Genomic DNA, 15,867 nt, shown 5'->3' with positions numbered 1-15,867 from the left:
GCCCTCGGTCCCGCGCACCTCGCGAGCTCGGTCACGGCTCTGCCCTCGGTCCCGCGCACCTCGCGAGCTCGGTCACGGCTCTGCCCTCGGTCCCGTGCACCTCGCGAGCTCGGTCACGGGACTGGCACCGGCGCGGCCAGCGCCATCCCCGGGGTGAGCACCTCGTGCCCGCCCAGCCAGGGGCGCAGGGCGGCGGGCACGTGCACCGAGCCGTCGGCGCGCTGGTGCACCTCGAGCAGGCAGGCGATGGTGCGGGCGATCGCGCAGAGGGTGCCGTTCAGGGTCGCCGCGGTCTGCGGCTTCCCGTCGGCGTCGCGGTAGCGGATGGACAGCCGGCGGGCCTGGAACGTGGTGCAGTCCGAGGTGCTCGTCAGCTCGCGGTAGGTGCCCTGGCTGGGGAACCAGGCCTCGATGTCGAACTTGCGGGCGGCGCTGGTGCCCAGGTCGCCGGCGGCGATGTCGACCACCCGGTAGGGCAGCTCCAGCGCCTGCAGGAACTCCTCCTCCCAGGCCAGGAGCCGGCGGTGCTCCGCGGCGGCCTCCTCGGGCCGGCAGAAGCTGAACATCTCGACCTTGTCGAACCAGTGCACGCGGATGATCCCGCGGGTGTCCTTGCCGTAGGAGCCGGCCTCGCGGCGGAAGCACGACGACCAGCCGGCGTACCGGCGGGGGCCGGCGGAGAGGTCCAGCACCTCGTTGCCGTGCATGCCGGCGAGCGCCACCTCCGAGGTGCCCACGAGGTAGAGGTCGTCGCGCTCGATCCGGTACACCTCCTCGTCGTGCTCGCCGAGGAAGCCGGTGCCCTCCATCGCCTCGGGCCGGACCAGCGCCGGGGCGACGACGGGGATGAACCCGGCCGCGACCGCCCGCGAGATGGCCAGCTGGGCGAGCGCGAACTCCAGCAGCGCGCCCGGACCGGTGAGGAAGTAGAAGCGGGCGCCGGAGACCTTGGCGCCGCGCTCCATGTCGATGGCGCCGAGGGCCTCGCCGATCTCCAGGTGGTCGCGCACCGCGAAGTCGTAGGTGGGCACCTCACCGACGGTCCGCAGCTCCACGGCGTCGTCCTCCCCGCCGGGCGGGACGTCGTCGTGCACCACGTTGGCGATCTTCAGGTGCGCCTCGCGCAGCGCGGCGTCGGCCGCCCGCTGCGCCTCCTCGGCCTCCTTGACCTGCGCGGCGAGGGCCTGGGCGCGCTCGAGCACCGCGGGGCGCTCCTCGGGGGTGGCCTTCCGGACCGCCTGCGACGCCGTCTTCTGGGCGGCGCGGAGGTCGTCGGCCCGCCGGACCGCCTCCCGGCGCGCGGCGTCGGCGGTGAGCAGGTCGTCGACGCGGGACTCGTCGGCTCCCCGGGCGCGCTGGCTGGCACGGACGACGTCGGGGTGTTCGCGCACGAGTCGCAGGTCGATCACCAGCCGAGCGTAACGAGGGGCTCCCCCGGAAGGCGCCGGTGACGGGAGACGCCTGCGAGGACCCGTCCTGGCCGCGGGGTCGGCCGGAGGCCGACAATGGACCCATGCGGTTCTTGAGCGGCGAGCGTCCGGCCACCGACCTCACCTACGCCGACGTCTTCATGGTGCCGAACTCGAGCACCGTGGGCTCCCGGCTCGAGGTGGACCTCACGACCCCGGACCGGGTGGGGACGACGATCCCGGTCGTCGTCGCCAACATGACGGCGATCTCCGGCCGGCGCATGGCCGAGACCACGGCCCGGCGCGGCGGGCTGGCCGTGATCCCGCAGGACATCCCGGTCGACGTCGTCGCCGAGGTCATCTCCTGGGTGAAGGCGCGCCACCCCGTCTACGACACCCCGATCACGCTGTCGCCCACCTCCACCGTCGGCGAGGCGCTGTCGCTGCTGACCAAGCGCGCGCACGGGATCGTCGTGGTGATCGAGGACGGCAGCCCCGTGGGCGTGGTCACCGACGGCGCGTGCCAGGGCGTGGACCGGTTCACCCAGCTGTCGGAGGTCATGGCGCGCGACCCGCTGACCATCCAGTCCGGTACCGACCTGCCGAAGATCTTCGACGTCCTCTCCGACGAGCGGGTCAGCGCCGCCCCCGTGGTCGAGGGCGACCGGCTGGTCGGCGTGATCACCCGCAAGGGCGCGCTGCGCTCGGCCCTGTACCAGCCGGCGGTCGGCCCCGGCGGGCACCTGCTCACCTCGGCCGCGGTCGGGATCAACGGTGACGTCGCCGGCAAGGCGGGCGCGCTGCTGGCCGCCGGCGTGGACGTGCTCGTCGTCGACACCGCGCACGGCCACCAGGAGAAGGCGGTCGAGGCGGTGCGCGCGGTCCGGTCGGTGGCCGGCGCGGTGCCGGTTGTCGCCGGGAACGTGGTCACCGCCGAGGGCACGCGGGACCTGGTCGAGGCCGGCGCCGACGTGGTCAAGGTCGGCGTCGGGCCCGGGGCCATGTGCACGACGCGGATGATGACCGGCGTCGGCCGGCCGCAGTTCTCCGCCGTCGAGGAGTGCGCCGCGGCCGCCCGCGCCCTGGGCAAGCACGTCTGGGCCGACGGCGGCGTCCGCCACCCCCGCGACGTCGCGCTGGCGCTGGCCGCCGGCGCCGCCAACGTCATGGTCGGCTCCTGGTTCGCCGGCACCTACGAGAGCGCCGGCGACATCCATGACGACGGCAGCGGCCGGCTCTACAAGGAGTCCTTCGGCATGGCCTCCGCGCGGGCGGTCAAGGCCCGGACGTCGACGCAGAGCGGCTTCGAGCGCGCCCGCGCCGGACTGTTCGAGGAGGGCATCAGCTCCTCGCGGATGTACCTGGACCCCGCGCGCCCCGGTGTGGAGGACCTGATCGACCAGATCGTCGCCGGCGTCCGCTCCTCCTGCACGTACGCGGGCGCCCGGACCGTGGACGAGCTGCACGACCGCGCGGTGCTGGGGGTGCAGAGCGCGGCCGGCTACGAGGAGGGGCGGCCCCTGCCCACCTCGTGGTGACGGCGGCGTGAAGGCGCTGCCGCTCGAGCAGTTCGAGGAGCTCGTCGCCGACGCCCTGGACGAGGTACCGGCCGGGCTCATGGCGCTGATGGACAACGTCGTCGTCCTCGTGGAGGACCGCAATCCCGAGGAGCCGGAGCTTCTCGGGCTCTACGAGGGCTTCGCGCTGACCGAGCGCGGCTGGCACTACGGCGGCGAACTGCCGGACCGGATCATGATCTACCGCGAGGCCATCTGCGACATCTGCGAGACCGAGGACGACGTGGTCGAGGAGGTCATGATCACCGTCGTCCACGAGATCGCGCACCACTTCGGCATCGAGGAGGAGCGCCTCCACGAGCTCGGCTGGGGCTAGTCCCCCCGCGCAATTCCGCACTTCTGCCCCGGGGCAATTCCGCACTTCTGCCCCGTGCAACTCCGCACTTCTGCACCGGGGCAACTCCGCGGAGGTGCCCCGGGAGGCCGCGCGTACCGTGACCGGCGTGGCGGAGATCAAGGGCAACGGGCTGCCGATCAAGATGCTGCACGACCGGGTGCTCGTGTCGCTGCGCCGGGAGGACGGCGAGCGCCGCTCCACCGGCGGCATCCTCATCCCCGCCACCGCCCAGGTCGCCAAGCGCCTGGTGTGGGGCGAGGCCCGCGGGGTCGGCGGCAGCGTCCGCCAGGTGAAGGTCGGCGACCAGGTGCTCTTCTCCCCCGAGGACCAGCACGAGGTCGAGGTGCACGGCGAGGAGCTGGTGATCCTGCGCGAGCGCGACGTGCACGCCGTCGCCGCCGAGCGGATCGAGGAGTCCACCGGCCTCTATCTCTGAGCCGGGTCCTGCTCCCTACCCCTGAGCCGGGTCCTGCTCCTCAGCCTCGACCCGCGCGTGCCGGGCCACCACCTCGGTCATCTCCCCCAGGAAGCGCGCGACGACGGCGATCTCCGCGTCCGTGTAGCCGGCCAGCGCGGCGATCATGTCCCGCGCCAGCCCGCCGAAGTGGTCCGCGCCGGCCGCCATGGCCTGCTGCGACATCTCCAGCGTCACCCGCCGGCGGTCCTCCGGATCGCGGACCCGGCGCACGTGGCCCACCCGCTCCAGCCGGTCCACCAGCGCCGTCACCGACGCCGACCGCAGCTCGACCGCCGAACCGAGCGCCCCGGCGGACAGGGCCTCCCCGCGGCGGGCGGCGTCCATGATCGCCACCAGCGCCCGGACATCGGTGCGGTTCAACCCGTGGGTGAGCGCGAACCGCTGGCTGACGGCGTCCAGCTCCACGTTCAGCCGGCGCAGCATCAGCGCGACCTCGCGGCGCGCCTCAGTCGGGTCGTCCATCCCGCCTCCCGCTTTGCCGCTGCATCCGAACCGACCTAATCTCTCGAAGGTCGAGAATATCGTCGTTCGAGGGAAATCGTCATGCCGCGCAGGACCTCCGTCGCCCGCTGGCTGCTGCCGGCCCTCGTGGTCCTCGCCTGGCTCGCGCTCTCCGCGCCGCTGGGCTCGTTCAGCGGGAAGCTCGGCGACGTCCAGACCAACGACTCCGCGGCCTTCCTGCCCGACAGCGCGGAGTCCACCCGGGTCTCCGAGCTCCTCCGCGAGTTCGACACCGAGCGTTCGCTGCCGGTGATCCTGCTGTGGGAGAGCGAGGAGGGGCCGCTCGACGCGGCCGCCCTCGCCGAGATCGAGGGCCGGGTCGCCGACGCCGTCGCGATCGCGGACGGCGCGGGCGCCCTGAACGGCGAGGCCTCGCCGGTCATCCCGTCCGACGACGGCGAGGCGGCCCAGGCCGTGCTGCCGTTCAGCCCGGATCTCGGTGACGCCCTCGCCGACGTCATCGACGACCTGCGCGCGCTGCCCGCGATCGACGGGACGACGGAGTACGTCACCGGCCCCGGGGCACTGTTCAACGACTTCGCCGCGGGCTTCTCCGGCATCGACGGCCTGCTGCTGCTCGCCGCGTTCGGCGTCGTCCTGGTGATCCTGCTCGTCGTCTACCGCAGCCCGCTCCTGCCGCTGCTGGTCATCCTCACCGCCGGGCTGGCGCTGGTGGCCGCGCTCGCGGTCGCCTACCTGCTGGCGAACCAGGGGTGGATCGAGGTGAACGGGCAGAGCCAGGGCATAGCCTCGATCCTGGTCGTCGGCGCGGCCACCGACTACGGCCTGCTGCTGGTGGCCCGCTACCGCGAGGAACTGCGCCGGGAGCAGTCGCCGGCGGCCGCGATGAAGGTGGCGCTGGGGCAGTCGTGGGAGCCGATCGCCGCCTCGGCCGCGACCGTCGTGCTCGGCGTCCTCTGCCTGCTCTTCTCCGACCTGGGCAGCAACCGGGGCCTCGGGCCGATCTCGGCGGTCGGCATCACCCTGGCCATGGTCGCCGCGCTGACCTTCCTGCCGGCGGTGCTGGTGCTGCTGGGCCGGGCGGCGTTCTGGCCGTTCCGGCCGGCGTACGGCAGCGAGCACCCGCACGGCCGCGGCTGGGAGCGGATCGCCGGCCTCGTCGGCCGCCGCCCGGGACGGGCCCTGCTGGGCAGCCTCGGCCTGCTCGTCGTCCTCGCCGCGTTCGTGCCCACCTTCGACGCCGAGGGCATCCCGCTGTCGGAGGCGGTGCGCGGCGGGTCGCCGTCCGGCGAGGGCCAGGTCGCGCTGGCCCGGCACTACGACGCGGGCTCGGCCACCCCGGCGACCATCGTCACCCCGGCCGACGGCTGGGAGGCCGTCGCCGAGGCCGCGGCCGGGGTGGACGGCGTCGCGGGCGTCGAGCCGTTCACCGGCTCCGGGGGCCCGCCGGATCCGCAGGCCGCGCCGGTGGAGGTCGACGGCCTGGTCCGGCTCGACGCCACCCTGGACGACGCCCCGGACAGCACCCGCGCGCAGGAGACCGTGGCCGACCTCCGGACCGCCGTCAGCGGGGTGGACGGCGAGGCGCTGGTCGGCGGCCCGACCGCGCAGGACCTCGACACCCAGGACACCGCCTCGCGGGACCTGGCGGTGATCGTGCCGCTGGTGCTGCTGGTCATCACCGTCGTGCTGGCGCTGCTGCTGCGCGCGCTCGTCGCGCCGGTGCTGCTCGTCGCGACGGTGGCCCTGAGCGTGCTGGCCACGGTCGGCGTCGCGGCGCTGGTCTTCGATCCGCTGTTCGGCTTCCCCAGCAGCGATCCGCAGGTGCTGCTCATCGGGTTCGTGTTCCTGGTGGCACTGGGGATCGACTACAACATCTTCCTCATGACCCGGGCCCGGGAGGAGTCGCTCCGGCACGGGACGAGGGAGGGCGTGCTGCGGGCCCTGGCCGTCACCGGCGGGGTGATCACGAGCGCGGGGCTGGTGTTGGCCGCCACCTTCGGCGCGCTCACCGTGCTGCCGCTGGTGATCCTCATCCAGCTCGGCTTCCTGGTCGGCTTCGGCGTCCTGCTGGACACGTTCGTCGTCCGCACCCTGCTGGTGCCCGCCGCGGTCCGGCTGATCGGCGACCGGATCTGGTGGCCCGGCCGGCTGGCCCGCGGCCCGGTCGAGCCCGTCACCGAGCCCGAACGCGAGATCGAACGCGTCTGAGCCGCGCCGCTACAGCCGCCCGGCGCGGACCCGCGACAGCCACTCGTCGGCGTCGGTGAACGCGGCGTCGGTGGCCTCCCCGGCCACCGGCCGGTTCTCCCGGTCGTCGGCGCGCGGATAGGAACCGAGGAAGCGGACGTCGTCGCAGACCCGGTGCAGCGCGGCCAGCGCCTCCCCGACCCGGGCGTCGGCGACGTGCCCCTCGCAGTCGAGGGAGAAGGAGTAGACCCAGCGCCGCTCGCGGGTGGGGCGGGACTCGATCCGGGTCAGGCTGATCCCGCGCGCCGCGAACTCGCGGAGGACCTCCAGCAGCGCGCCGGTGCGGTCCGCCACGACCGCCACCAGCGAGGTCTTGTCGTTGCCCGTCGGCTCCGGCAGCGGGCCGGGCGGCGCGACCAGCACGAACCGGGTGACCGCGCCGCGGTGGTCGGCGATGTCCTCGGCGAGCGCGGTGAGCCCGTAGCGCTGCGCGGCGATGGGGGCGCAGACGGCGGCGTCGTAGCGGCCCGCCGCGACCGCCTCCGCCGCGCCGGCCGTGGAGGTCTCCGTCTGCGGCGCGAGGGTGGGCAGGGTGGCCGCCAGCCAGCGGGCGGTCTGGGCCAGCGCGTGCGGGTGGCTGGCCACGGACCGGACGCCGGCCAGCGTCGTCCCGGGCCGGGCGGCCAGCACGAAGCTGGGCTCCAGGAAGACCTCGCGGGCGATCAGCAACGGATCGCCGTCGGCCAGCCCGTCCATCGTGGCGGGCACCGATCCCTCGATGCTGTTCTCGAAGGGCACCAGCGCCGCGTCGACCTCGCCGGCCCGGACGGCGGCGAGCGCGGCGGCCACGGTCGGCCGCGGGGAGCGCGGGGCGGCATCCCCGACTGCCCTGCTCAGTGCCGCCTCGGCGAAGGTACCCTCGGGGCCCAGGTAGGCGAACGTCGTCGGAGACGTGCTGGTGGGCTGCGTACCAGGAGGTACGGAGTCGAGCGGCGACGCGGGCATCCGACGAGGGTAGTGCGGGCGGGGTGCACGGAGCGTGCACCCCGGGGGAACCGCCTCGCCGCCGGCAGCAGCCGGCCCGCCGAAGCCGAGTGGAGGGTTGCGTGACCCCCGGCACCATCCGCGTCACGGAGCGTGATCTGGATGCTGCTCTCTGGCGTCTTCTCGCGGCCAGCGACCGCGTCGACCCCCCGGCGTTCGCCCGCGAGCACGACGACACCGCGGAGCTCTTCGCCGCCCCGACCGACCCCGCGTGGGTCGCCTGGCGGCACGCGTTCGACGCCCGCCGCGCGCTGATCGACGCCGACATCGACTCCGCCACGGCCGCCGTCGGGGCCGCGCGGACGGCACTCGGCGGCTGTCCGCCCACGGCGCTGACCGCCCTCACGCTCGCCTACCTCGCCCACGTGGAGGCGACCGCCGACCACGTGGACGCCGCGATGCTGCTGGCCGTCGACGCCAGCCTGCTGGCCGAGGCGTCGGGGGGTGCCTCCGGGGGCACCGGCGGCCCCGGGCCGGGCCGGGCCCACCACCAGGCGCACCTGTGGCTGTCGCTGACCCTCGGCGCCCTCGACCTCGAGGAACTGGCGGTGGCGCAGGCCCTGCAGGGGTCACGCATCGCCGCCGACCTGCCGGACCTCGCCGACCGGTGGCAGCTGCTGCTGCTGTGCGCGCAGCAGCACGTGGAGCTCGCCCAGACCCAGCGCCGGCGGGGACAGGACCGGCGCGCCGGCGAGCTTGCCGCCGTCGCGCTCGCCTGCGCCACCGAGGCCCGCTCGCTCGACCGGGAGCCGGAGCCCGCCGACGGCGACCTGCTCGACGTCGTCCAGGCGTGGGCGATGGCCTGCGCCGGGGACCGGGACGGGGCGCTGGGCCCCCTCCGCCGGGCGCACCGCCGGGTGCACCGGGACGGCGGCATCTGGCTGCGGGGCTACACCGACCTCGTGCTGGCGAGGCTGCTCGCCCGCCTCTCCGCCGACCGGGCCGGCGGCGGGCACGCCGAGGAGGCCACCGACCTGCTGGTCGACGCGGCCGGGGCCTTCGCCGCCGCGGGCGACCGGCGCCGCTACCGCCAGTGCCTGCTCGAGCTCGGCCAGGCCACCGCCGCCCAGGGCCGGCCCGCCGAGGCCCTGCACTGGCTCGAGGCCTACCGCGGCGAGGCCGGCCGGGCGCACGCGCGCAGCCGCGAGCTGTGGGCGGAGATGTTCGTGCGCCGCAGCCGACTGCGCGAGGCCGAGCGGCAGGCCGCCGTGCTGCGCACCTACGCCCTCGAGGACCCGCTCACCGGCCTCGGCAACCGGCGCAGCGCCGAACGCCGGCTGGGCAGCATGCCGCTGGGCGACGCGCCGCTGTCGCTCGCGGTCGTCGACGTCGACCGGTTCAAGGCCGTCAACGACGACACCTCCCACTCGCGCGGCGACGAGGTGCTCCGCCGGGTGGCGGACCTCCTGCGGGAGCACTGCCGCACCGGCGACGAGGTGTACCGCTGGGCCGGCGACGAGTTCCTCGTGGTGCTGCCCGAGGCCACCGCGAGCCAGGCGCTGCTGGCGATGGAGCGGTTGCGGGCCGCCGTGGCCGCCGCCGACTGGGGCGAGCTCCAGCTGCCCGAGCCGGTCACCGTCAGCATCGGCGTGGCCACCGCGCCGCCCCGCGACGCCGAGCAGACCGTGCCGGCGGGGTGGCGGTCGCTGTTCGACACCGCCGACCTCCACCTGTTCAGCGCCAAGCGGGGCGGGCGCAACCGGGTGCGCGCGCCGGGCACCACCGGCGGGGACAGCGAGTGACCGTCTCGCCACGTTGGGACTCCTGTGACGAAACGGACGACGGTCCGTCCCCGACCCGGCGCGCCTCCGGAGCGGTGCGTGACAGCGAGGACGGCGGCGTGCACAGTGCGCTCGTGCCTCCGGGAGCCCTGCACCACCGGGTGACCGCTGCCCTCTCCGACTGGCGCCTCGACGACGCCGAGGAGTTGCTGGCCGACATCGGGTGCGACGCCTCCCCCTACGCGGCCTGCGCGACCCCGCCCGACGGCGCCGACCCCACCGCGCTGGCGACCCTCGGCCGCGCCTGGGCCGACACGCTGCGGGCCGAGCTGCTCGTCCGCCGGCTGCGGATGGCCGGCTTCACCCTCGTCGGCGATCCCGTCGAGCCCCAGGCCGGGGAGGCCGCTCCCCCGCTGGACCTGCACGCCGGCCTGGCCGGCCTCGTCGACGGGGCCGGGCACGCGGGCGACGCACAGGCCGAGCCGGCCTCGCACGCCGCGCTGGCGATCGCGCTGGTCCGCTCGGCGAAGGCGGCCTTCGACGCCACGGACGACGACCTGCAGCGGGCCGCCGGCCTGGCCCGGCACGCGCGCATCGAGCTGCTCTCGCGGCGGATCGATGCGGCCATGGACGAGGCCGTCGAGGCGGCCAGCCTGCTGGACCCGGCGCTCCCGCCCACGGCCCTGCTGGTCGACACGCTGGCCACGCTGGCCGGGGTCCTCGCCGACCTGGAGCTCATGCCGCTCGCGCTGGACTACCAGCGCCGGGCACACGAGACGGCGCTGGCCGCCGTCGCCGAGCCCACCGCCGCCGGCCCGGCTCCCGCCCCGATCGACGACGACGCCCTGCTCGTCGCCCGCGCCGCGACCCGGCTGGGCGAGCTGTGCGCGGAGCTCGGCGAGGGGCTGCTGGACGACGGCGTGCCGGAGTCCGCGGCGCCGCACTTCGCCGAGGCGCGCCGCCTCGCCGAGGACGCGCTGGCCCTGCTGCCGCCCGAGGCGGCCGACGCGGTGGTCGCGGCGCAGGTGGTGCACGGCTGGGCGCTGGTCGGCCTCGGGGAGCACGCCGCCGCCGCGGGCCCGCTGCGCGCCGCCGTCCGGATCACCAGCGCGACCGGCGACCGCGCCCTGCTGGCCGCGGCCCTGCTGGCGCTGGGCCGCGCGCTGCGCCGCCAGGGCGACGGCGGGGGCGCCGACGAGCAGCTGGCCAAGGCGCTGGCGCTGGCCACCGAGCACGGCCTCCCCCGGCTGCGGCGGGCCGCGTTGCGCGAGCTGTGCACGCTGCACGCCGAGCTCGACGACGCCGGCCGGGCCCTGCCCTACCTGCAGGCCTACCTCGCCGACGAGCTCGACCGGGTCGACGAGCGGCGCACCCGCTGGGTGGAGCTGTTCGGCCGGCGCAAGAGCCTGCTGGAGACCGAGCGGGCGGCCGGTCAGCTCCGCCGGCAGGCCTACGAGGACCCGCTCACGCACCTGCCCAACCGCCGCTACGCGGAGGCGCGGCTCGACGGGCTGATCGCCGCCGGCGCGACCCCGGCCCTCGCCGTCGTCGACGTCGACCGCTTCAAGTCGATCAACGACGCCATCGGCCACCCCGGCGGCGACACCGTGCTCCGGGTGGTGGGCGACCTGCTCATCGAGGGCTGCCGCGACACCGACGAGGTCTGCCGGTGGGCCGGCGACGAGTTCGTCGTCCTGCTGCCCGACACCACGGCGGAACAGGCCGAGCGCGCGCTGGAGCGGATCCGCCGCGCCGTCGCCGCGCACGACTGGACGGCGCAGGGGCTCACCCGGCCCGTCACGATCAGCGTGGGCGTCGCCTCGGCCACCCGCGGCGACGACCGTCGCACCCTCTTCGCCGCCGCCGACGGCGTGCTCTACGACGCCAAGCGCAGCGGCCGCGACCGCGTGGTCAGCCTGCCGGCGGTCACCCAGCGGGCCGCCGGTCCCGCCGGTCCCGCCGGTCCCGCCGCGGAGCCCGGGGACGCCCCGCGGACCGCGGACCCGGCGCCGCCCGCCGCTGCCGCGCCGCCGGTCGCCGCCGCGCCGCCGGCCGATGCCGTGTCCCCTGCCGCTGCCGCGCCACCGGCCGGGGCGACAGGCGTCGCCGGCGGGTTCGCCGCGCTGCTGCTCGAGCCGACGGCGGCCGACGTCCCGCTGTCCCCGGCTCGAGCCGAGGACCCCGGCGTCCCGCTGCCGACCGAGTCCGCGCCGGCACCCGCGCGGCCTGCCGAGCCCGACGTCGTCTGGGCTCCCGGGCGCAGCACCGAGCAGGTGCTCGCCCTGGTCCGCCGGGCACGCGGGGAGCACCCGGACCGGCCCGCGGTCGTCGTCCGGGCCCCCGCCGAGACCCTGCTGGCGCTGGCCGCGGAGTTCGACGGGCAGACCACGGTGGACGCCACCGCCATGTCGGCCGCCGTCGGCGCGCTGCCCGAGCCGGAGGGGCAGGTCGTCGTCCTGTCCGCCGGTGGCGGTGACGGCACGGTGGCCGCCGAGGCCGCGTTCGCCGCCCGCGTCGCCGGGACCGACGTCGTCCGGCTCGCCGACCTCGGCGGCAGCCGGATGCACAGCGGCCTGCCCGACCCCTCGGTGCTCGCCGGGGCCGACTGTCTGGTCGTCGTCGCCGGGCTGGACGCCTCCCTGGCCGGGCTGGTGGCCGCGACGACCGACGTGCCGGTCGTCGCCGTCCCGACGTCGACCGGGCAGCCCGGGTCGTTCGGCGGCTTCGGCGCGCTGCTCACCATGCTCAACTCCTCCACGCCCGGCGTGGTGGTCAGCAACATCGACAACGGCCACGCCGCCGGGGTCTTCGCCGCCCGCATCGCGCGGAGATCACGCCGGTAGGCGGGCACTCATCGCCCGGGCCACCAGCGGGACGACGGCCAGCGCCAGCCCGGCGACCGCGAGCGCGCCGCCCATCGCCCACGCCGCGAACACCAGCAGCGACGCGAGCTCGATGCCCAGCCCTGCCACCGAGGTGAGGGTCGCCCGGTACCGGCCGGAGATCCGCTCCTGCAGGCGCGTCTCGGCCACGACCAGAACCGCGAGGTAGAGCCCGTACGAGCAGGCCAGGGCGACCACCGCCACGGGCCGCGCCCACAGCGCCGCGCCGGCCAGCAGCAGCGCCGAGGCCACCAGCAGTCCGAGCAGCACGACGCCCGGCAGCCGTGCGGCCCGGCCACCGAGCGCCGCGCCCAGTGCCCCGGTCAGCGACACCGCCAGCACGGCCACCGGCACCGCGGCCGCCGGCACCCCCCACTCGGCGGCCAGGACGGGCTGGTACTCCTCCAGCGCGTCGAGGCCGCCCAGCGCCGCCACGGCGACGACGACCAGGCGCAGCCCCGGCCGGCGCAGTGCCAGCCCCACGGCCCGCCCCAGCGGCGGCTCGTCCGCGCCGTCCGGCTCCGCCGCGCCGTCCGGCGCCGCCGCGCACACCGCGGGGGGCGCGTCCGGAAAGCGGAGCGCCAGCGCGGCGACGGCCAGGCAGACCACGACGCTGACCCAGCCCACCAGCTCGTACCCGCCGGCCGCGACCAGAACGGTGGCGAGGCCGGCGGTGGGCACCTGCACCAGGAGCTCGGCGGCCGTCGTCCAGCCGTGCACCCGGGCGTAGGCGCCGGATGCGCCGTGCCCCGCCAGCCCGTCGTACAGCACCGCCTCGACGGTGCCGGAGACGAGCGCCCCGGCGATGCCCCACACCACGAAGCCCACGGCGAACGAGGCGGCACCGGGCGCCGCCGTCCACAGCGCGAAGGCCGCGGCCTCGCCGACGCCGGACAGCACGAGCGCGCCCCGCCGGGACCAGCGGTCGGCGAGCACCCCGGCGGGGACCTCGGCCAGGAACGCGGTGACCGACCACAGCGCGAACAACCCCGAGACCTCGCCCTGCGACAGGCCGGTGTCCAGGAACAGCAGGGCGTACAGCGGGTACAGCGGGACCAGGCCCGCCAGCGCGGTCCAGCCGACGACGAGGCGGGCCAGCGGGCGGGCGGCGGCCGGCAGCGGGGCCGGCCGGGAGCGGTCGGTGCGTCAACGGAACGGCATGCGGGGACGGTAGCGCCGGCCACGGGCGGGGCGCACGCGGATTCCGGCACGGGTCCGGCTATCGTTTCCGCGCAGAAGGGGAGTAGCCCCCCGACCGCTGGTCGACATGCTGGCGCCACCGCGAGGTGGCTCCCGGTCAGCGGGCCCGCGCCCCGCGCGGGTGGGCGAGACCTTCGATCGGGCAGTGGTGTGCGCGCTGCCGGTCGGAGGCCCCCACCCCCGCCCGGCTGCGCCGAGCGGAAGAGAGAGTCCTCGTGCTGGTGCTGTCGGTCGTCGCGACCGCGTTCGTCCTCGTCCTGCCGGCGGAGCTGCCGGACAAGACCATGTTCGCCAGCCTCGTGCTGGCCACCCGGTTCGCTCCGGTGCCGGTGTTCGTCGGCGTCGGCCTGGCGTTCTTCGCCCAGGTGGCGATCGCCGTCACCGCGGGGAGCCTGCTCTCGCTGCTCCCGGAGGCGGTGGTGACCGGGGCCGTGGGCCTGCTGTTCCTGATCGGCGCGGCCCTGCTGTGGCGCAGCGCCGACAGCGGTCCCGAGGACGACGAGGTCGCCGCCGACGCGCGCGGGGGGACGTCGTTCGTGCGGGCGGCCGCGATCTCCTTCGGCGTGCTCTTCGCCGCCGAGTGGGGGGACCTGACCCAGCTGGCGACCGCCGGCCTGGCCGCCCGCTTCGACGAGCCCCTGTCGGTCTTCGTCGGAGCCTGGGCAGCACTGCTGGTCGTCTCCGGGCTCGCCGTGTTCCTCGGCAAGCACCTCGCGGCCCGGCTGCCGGTGCCGCTGATCCGCCGGGTGGCCGCCGTCCTGTTCCTGGTCTTCGCCGTCGTCGCGGCCGTCCAGACGGTGCGGGCGCTCGCCGGCTGAGTCCCGCCCCTGTGGAGGGCGCGAGTCCGTGCGGCTGCGCTCCTCCGTCACCGCACCCTTGACCCTGACGCGGCGTCAGGCTGTGCACTGGCGCCCGTCGGAGGGAGGAACCCGGGTGAACGTGGGAGAGGTCGCGGCGCTGGCCGGCGTCACCGTGCGCACGCTGCACCACTACGACCGGATCGGGCTGCTCTCGCCGTCCGGTCGCACCGCGTCGGGCTACCGGCGGTACTCGGCGGCAGACCTGGACCGGCTGCACCAAGTACTGGTCTACCGCGAGCTCGGGTTCACCCTCGAGGAGGTCGCGACGCTGCTGGCCGCCGACGACCCGGGCGAGCACTTCCGACGGCAGCACCGGCTGCTGCGCGAGCGGCTGGAGCGGACGCGGGCGATGGTCGCCGCCGTCGAGATGGAGATGGAGGCACGGCAGATGGGCATCAGGCTGACCCCCGAGGAGCGGTTCGAGGTCTTCGGCGAGCACGACCCGGAGCGGCACGAGGCCGAGGTGCGGGAGCGGTGGGGCGACACCGACGCCTACGCGCAGTCCGCGCGGCGGACCGCGGCCCACACGAAGGACGACTGGGTCCGGATCCGGGCCGAGGGCGAGGCGCTGACCCGCCGCATGGCCGACGCCCTGCAGGCGGGCGTGGCACCCGAGACGCCCCCGGCCATGGACCTCGCCGAGGAGCACCGGCAGCAGATCAGCCGGAACTTCTACGCCTGCAGCCCCGGGATGCACGCCGGCCTGGGCCGGATGTACGTCGAGGACGAGCGGTTCACCGCCACCTACGAGCAGGTCGCGCCGGGACTCGCCGAGTGGGTGAGCGCCGCCGTCCAGGCCAACGCCGTCAGACGCGGATGAGCAGTTCCCCGTGCATCATCCCGAGCCAGCCGTCGTCGGCCGCGGCCCACCGCAGCCAGGCGGCGGCGAGGTCGTCGAGCTCCTCCGGGGTGGCCAGCCCGTAGGCCAGGGCCTGATCGGCGAAGGCCGACGCCGTCGCCCGGCCCGCCCACGAGGTCCCCCACCACTCGCGCTCCTCCGGCGTGGCGTAGCACCAGGACGACGTGGTGGTGACGACGTCCCGCAGCCCCGCCGCGTGCGCCCAGGACAGCAGCCGCCGGCCGGCGTCGGGCTCGGCGTCGTTGGCCCGGGCGACGCCGTAGTAGACCTCCAGCCACCGGTCCAGACCCCGGTCGGCGGGGAACCAGGTGAAGGTCGCGTAGTCGACGTCGCGCACCGCGACCACGCCGCCGGGCCGGCACACCCGCGCCATCTCGCGCAGCGCCGCGACCGGGTCGTTCAGGTGCTGGAGCACCTGGTGGGCATGGACGACGTCGAAGGAGTCGTCGGCGGCCTCGAGCGCGTAGGTGTCGCCGACCGCGAACTCGACGGCGACACCCGCGCGCCCGGCCGCGGCCCGGGCCTCGTCCAGCGGGTCCGGGGAGACGTCCAGGCCCACGACCCGCCCGGGCGCCACCCGCCGGGCCAGGTCGACGGTGATGGTGCCGGGCCCGCAGCCCACGTCGAGCAGGTCCAGACCCGGGCGCAGGTGCGGCAGCAGGTGCGGCGCGGAGTTCTCCGCGGTCCGCCAGCGGTGCGACTGCAGGACCGGCTCGGCGTGCCCGTGGGTGTAGGTGTCCATGGCGAGATCATGGACCGCGGTGTCCATACAGTGGAACCGTCTTCCCATATGCTGAGACACGCACCGGAACCACCGCCGCGGCACTGCGGCCGGTGCCGCGCTGCAG

General features: G+C 75.9%; 13 protein-coding genes. 8 read left to right on the top strand and 5 right to left on the bottom strand.

Going from position 1 to position 15,867, the window contains the following annotated elements; translation table 11 throughout:
• Window positions 1-113: 113 nt before the first annotated feature.
• Entirely contained in the window at window positions 114-1,409 is a 1,296-nt protein-coding gene (gene serS, locus BMY88_RS22350; protein WP_091949310.1) for a serine--tRNA ligase, read from the bottom strand.
• Between the two features lie 104 nt (window positions 1,410-1,513).
• Here serS and BMY88_RS22345 point away from each other — a divergent pair, with 104 nt between their 5' ends.
• From BMY88_RS22345 to BMY88_RS22335, 3 genes are all read left to right on the top strand, one after another.
• On the top strand, window positions 1,514-2,947 hold the full coding sequence (locus BMY88_RS22345; RefSeq protein ID WP_091949307.1) for a GuaB1 family IMP dehydrogenase-related protein: 1,434 nt from the start codon (window positions 1,514-1,516) through the stop codon (window positions 2,945-2,947).
• Between the two features lie 7 nt (window positions 2,948-2,954).
• Window positions 2,955-3,302, top strand: coding sequence for a metallopeptidase family protein (locus BMY88_RS22340; protein WP_091949304.1), 348 nt, complete (start codon window positions 2,955-2,957; stop codon window positions 3,300-3,302).
• Window positions 3,303-3,429: 127 nt separating this feature from the next.
• Window positions 3,430-3,759, top strand: coding sequence for a GroES family chaperonin (locus BMY88_RS22335; RefSeq protein ID WP_244524868.1), 330 nt, complete (start codon window positions 3,430-3,432; stop codon window positions 3,757-3,759).
• A gap of 15 nt (window positions 3,760-3,774) precedes the next feature.
• On the opposite strand, the gene BMY88_RS22330 is transcribed toward BMY88_RS22335, so the two are convergent.
• Window positions 3,775-4,263 (bottom strand): MarR family winged helix-turn-helix transcriptional regulator, encoded by a 489-nt coding sequence (locus BMY88_RS22330; RefSeq protein WP_091949301.1) that lies wholly within the window; start codon window positions 4,261-4,263, stop codon window positions 3,775-3,777.
• A gap of 81 nt (window positions 4,264-4,344) precedes the next feature.
• Here BMY88_RS22330 and BMY88_RS22325 point away from each other — a divergent pair, with 81 nt between their 5' ends.
• Complete coding sequence (locus BMY88_RS22325; RefSeq protein ID WP_091949298.1) at window positions 4,345-6,474, top strand: MMPL family transporter; 2,130 nt, start codon at window positions 4,345-4,347, stop codon at window positions 6,472-6,474.
• A gap of 9 nt (window positions 6,475-6,483) precedes the next feature.
• Here the strand turns inward: BMY88_RS22325 and pheA are convergent, their stop codons facing one another.
• The gene (pheA, locus tag BMY88_RS22320) at window positions 6,484-7,458 is read right to left on the bottom strand and encodes a prephenate dehydratase (RefSeq protein ID WP_091949295.1); all 975 of its coding nucleotides are present in this window, start codon (window positions 7,456-7,458) and stop codon (window positions 6,484-6,486) included.
• 101 nt (window positions 7,459-7,559) lie between these two features.
• Here pheA and BMY88_RS22315 point away from each other — a divergent pair, with 101 nt between their 5' ends.
• Complete coding sequence (locus BMY88_RS22315; protein WP_091949292.1) at window positions 7,560-9,239, top strand: GGDEF domain-containing protein; 1,680 nt, start codon at window positions 7,560-7,562, stop codon at window positions 9,237-9,239.
• Window positions 9,240-9,337: 98 nt separating this feature from the next.
• Window positions 9,338-12,061, top strand: a complete 2,724-nt coding sequence (locus BMY88_RS22310) for a diguanylate cyclase domain-containing protein (protein WP_244524867.1) — start codon at window positions 9,338-9,340, stop codon at window positions 12,059-12,061.
• Here BMY88_RS22310 and BMY88_RS22305 read toward each other — a convergent pair.
• Window positions 12,050-13,141 (bottom strand): MFS transporter, encoded by a 1,092-nt coding sequence (locus BMY88_RS22305; protein WP_342009684.1) that lies wholly within the window; start codon window positions 13,139-13,141, stop codon window positions 12,050-12,052. The two genes, BMY88_RS22310 and BMY88_RS22305, sit on opposite strands and share 12 nt — an antisense overlap.
• Window positions 13,142-13,515: 374 nt before the next feature.
• Between BMY88_RS22305 and BMY88_RS22300 the strand changes: the two genes are divergently transcribed.
• Both BMY88_RS22300 and BMY88_RS22295 read left to right on the top strand, forming a co-directional pair.
• A complete protein-coding gene (locus tag BMY88_RS22300) occupies window positions 13,516-14,118 on the top strand; it encodes a TMEM165/GDT1 family protein (RefSeq protein ID WP_244524866.1) in 603 nt (200 codons plus the stop codon).
• Between the two features lie 115 nt (window positions 14,119-14,233).
• Window positions 14,234-14,980, top strand: a complete 747-nt coding sequence (locus BMY88_RS22295; RefSeq protein WP_091949283.1) for a MerR family transcriptional regulator — start codon at window positions 14,234-14,236, stop codon at window positions 14,978-14,980.
• Here BMY88_RS22295 and BMY88_RS22290 read toward each other — a convergent pair.
• Entirely contained in the window at window positions 14,967-15,761 is a 795-nt protein-coding gene (locus tag BMY88_RS22290; protein WP_091949279.1) for a methyltransferase domain-containing protein, read from the bottom strand. The genes BMY88_RS22295 and BMY88_RS22290 overlap by 14 nt on opposite strands.
• Window positions 15,762-15,867 lie beyond the last annotated feature (106 nt).

Source organism: Trujillonella endophytica, from assembly GCF_900110555.1.
Lineage (GTDB): Bacteria > Actinomycetota > Actinomycetes > Mycobacteriales > Geodermatophilaceae > Trujillonella > Trujillonella endophytica.
This window is presented reverse-complemented; position numbering and strand designations above follow the sequence as displayed.